This is a genomic window from Xylophilus sp. ASV27 (assembly GCF_016428875.1).
Taxonomy (GTDB): Bacteria; Pseudomonadota; Gammaproteobacteria; order Burkholderiales; family Burkholderiaceae_C; genus Xylophilus.
The window spans coordinates 1-254 of sequence record NZ_JAELTO010000437.1; the positions used below are offsets into that span (position 1 = coordinate 1).

Here is a 254-nt window from a genome sequence, read left to right on the forward strand (position 1 = left end):
CGAAGACGTGCTCCACGCGGGCGCGCACCCTGGACTTGTTGCGATTCTTCGAGCGCTCGGCTTCGTCGATCTCGCCGCCTTTGCGCACGCGCTGGTTCGTGAAGTCGCGCGCCTGCGGCGCCTTGGAGGCCTTTGCGGGTCTGGTGCATCTCGGGGTCGCGCGCCTTGTCCGCGTTCTTCGTCGAGCTGGGCGCGCCGATGATGGTGGCGTCCACGATCGTGCCCGTGCCCACCTTCAGACCTCGGGCCTGCAG

Annotated in this window: 1 pseudogene; it reads right to left on the reverse strand. The window is 68.5% G+C overall.

Going from position 1 to position 254, the window contains the following annotated elements:
* Positions 1–98: 98 nt before the first annotated feature.
* A pseudogene (locus JHD63_RS23685) lies at positions 99–254 on the reverse strand (IS5/IS1182 family transposase); the annotation flags it as partial.